This is a genomic window from Paenibacillus sp. OT2-17, assembly GCF_009827695.1.
GTDB classification, from domain to species: Bacteria; Bacillota; Bacilli; order Paenibacillales; family Paenibacillaceae; genus Paenibacillus; species Paenibacillus polymyxa_B.
In genome coordinates this window covers 1-2,662 of record NZ_WUDQ01000510.1, presented here as the reverse complement: position 1 = coordinate 2,662, position 2,662 = coordinate 1, and the positions used below count along the sequence as shown (strand labels likewise).

Annotated in this window: 2 protein-coding genes and 1 pseudogene; all 3 read left to right on the top strand. The window is 47.3% G+C overall.

Features of this window, described 5'->3' with window-relative positions:
- A pseudogene (locus GRP75_RS23855) lies at nt 1-171 on the top strand (ABC transporter permease); the annotation flags it as partial.
- 11 nt (nt 172-182) lie between these two features.
- A complete protein-coding gene (locus GRP75_RS23850) occupies nt 183-1,121 on the top strand; it encodes an ABC transporter ATP-binding protein (protein WP_013311102.1) in 939 nt (312 codons plus the stop codon).
- A gap of 122 nt (nt 1,122-1,243) precedes the next feature.
- Nucleotides 1,244-2,662, top strand: a 1,419-nt coding sequence (gene bshC, locus GRP75_RS23845) for a bacillithiol biosynthesis cysteine-adding enzyme BshC (protein ID WP_160790555.1), incomplete at its 3' end; no start/stop codon positions are given.

The window sequence follows — 2,662 nt, the reverse complement described above, 5'->3', positions numbered from 1 at the left end:
CAGGCTCCTCAGGCGTCGCTGGGTTCAATGATTGAATCGGCTCTGACCGGGTGGATGTATTACCCGTGGCGGATGCTTTTCCCAGCAGGTTTGATCAGTTTGATTATGCTTGCGTTCAACCTTTTTGGCGACGGCTTGCGTGATGCGCTTGATCCGAAGTTGAAGAAATAGGAGGTGAGATCATGGTGAGTAGCAACAATTTAATTGAGGTTGAAGGTCTTAAAAAGTATTTTAATGTTGGCAAAAACCGTGTGCTCAAAGCGGTGGACAACCTGAATTTCTATATTCGCGAGGGTGAAACGCTGGGTATGGTTGGCGAATCCGGCTGTGGTAAGTCTACAGCGGGTCGTACGATTTTGCGCTTGTATGAACCTACAGCAGGTAGCGTGCGTTTTAACGGTACGGATATTTACAAATTATCACCAAGTAAAATGAAAGCAATGCGCCGTGATATGCAGATGATCTTTCAAGATCCGTATGCATCATTGAACCCGCGTTTTACCGTTTCTGATATTATTGGTGAGGCACTGGATATTCACAACATGGCGGGTAGCCGTGCAGAACGTAAGAAACGGATTGAAGAGTTACTTGATCTGGTTGGTTTGAACCCTGACCATGCAACACGCTATCCGCATGAGTTTTCTGGTGGTCAACGTCAACGGATCGGTATTGCACGCGCACTAGCAGTTAATCCTAAATTCATCATTTGTGATGAGCCGATTTCAGCTCTTGACGTATCTATTCAGGCTCAGGTTGTCAACCTGTTAAAAGAGCTTCAAGAACGTTTGGGTCTGACATACCTGTTCATTGCGCATGATCTGTCGATGGTCAAGCACATCAGTGATCGGGTAGCTGTAATGTATATGGGTAGAATGGTCGAGCTTGCAGAAAGTGCTGAATTGTATGCAAATCCGATCCATCCTTATACGAAAATGCTTTTGTCGGCGATCCCACTTCCTGATCCAGAAGTAGAAGCCAACAAAAAACGGATTATTATGCCAGGCGACCAAGCAGGCCCGATTCATGATGCATCTGGCAGCAAGACAGGGGCTTATAACCTGGAAAATGCCACGCTCATCGAAGTGTCTAAAGGACATTTTGTAGCTGAGCCTTACGCCTGATCTTGTTTTATGCACCAACCGCCGAGTTATTCGGCGGTTTTTTTTGTAGGAAGCTTTGACGTGGACATGGGCTTTCGGTACAATCAAGCAGTAAGGTTTTGGTGGAGACAGGAGGCAGACCCATGAAGATAATTCCGGAAACGCTTCGCGGAGGGTCGGCTTTGGCAGAAGATTATATACAGGGTACAGGACGCGCAAGCGACTTGTATGAATATAATGTGCTGCACGCCGATGCTTATGCCCAACGGGCGAAGTGGCTGGATAAGACGGGGCATCTGCGATTAAACCGTAAGGATATCGTAGCATGTCTTCGTATATACAATGAGAAATACAATTCGTATGAGGCGGTTCGTGCTTCATTGGACCGTCTGGAAAGTCCAGATGCCTTAGTAGTAGCTGGCGGGCAGCAAAGCGGATTGTTCACAGGTCCGATGCTGGTCATTTACAAAGCTGCTACCCTAATTAAGGCGGCGAGAGAAGCTGAGGAACGGCTTGGACGTCCGGTTATTCCCGTCTTCTGGATTGCTGGCGAAGATCATGACTGGGACGAGGTCAATCATACATACGTAATGGCAAATGACCCACAAGCCGTCAAAATCAAGCTGAATAAGCAACCTGAACGCCGTTCTTCGGTTAGTGCCATTAAAGTTGAGGCTGTTGAGTGGAAGCAAGCGATAGCGGATATAGAGCAAAGCTTGCCAGATTCAGAACATAAGGCTGAAATAATGCGCATGATTGAGAACGGGCTAACGGATTCATATGGACTGAGTGAAGCCTTTGCCAAGTTGCTGGGCCTTTTGTTCGGCACCTATGGATTAGTACTCTTGGATTCAGCAGATCCTTCGCTACGCAAGCTGGAAGCATCCGTTTTTAAGCAACTGGTTCAGCACAATGATGAGTTGGAGCAGGCTTACCGGACGACTGCTGCGCGGATCGTAGATTATGGATATCATTTACAAGCCGATGTGCATGAAGGTGGCGCGAATCTCTTTTATATCCATGAAGATGAACGCTTGCTGCTTTTCAAAAAAGCTGGACTATTCACGGATCGACACGGTCTGGTGGTGTTTACTGTGGATGAACTGCTTGAAGAGATAGATAGACATCCCGAACGTTTTAGTAACAATGTGCTAACTCGTCCTCTAATGCAGGATTCACTGTTTCCGGTGTTGGCATCTGTGCTGGGTCTAGGAGAGATTGCTTACTGGGCGATTACACGGGATGCTTTCGGGGTGTTGGAGATGCAGATGCCGATACTGCTGCCACGAATGTCTTTTACGTTGGTAGAGCCAGGCGTGGAGAAGCATATGCTTAAGTATGAATTGAGTTTTGGTCAAGTTAGAGACGGACTTGAGGAACGGAAAAAGCAATGGATCGCCACTCAAGATCAGCTTGGAATGCAGGATCAGTTTTCCGGGGCTAAGGAAGCTTTTGTCCGCATGTACGAACCGCTTGTGCAGCAGACAGGTTTGATTGAAAAAGGTTTGCTACCGCTCGGAGAAACCAACCGCGATAAGATTATGGCACAGATCGCCTCTCTG

Bases quoted from the DNA above. Each gene is read 5' to 3' on its own strand.
- GRP75_RS23850 (WP_013311102.1), top strand. From the start codon at position 183: ATGGTGAGTAGCAACAATTTAATTGAGGTTGAAGGTCTTAAAAAGTAT.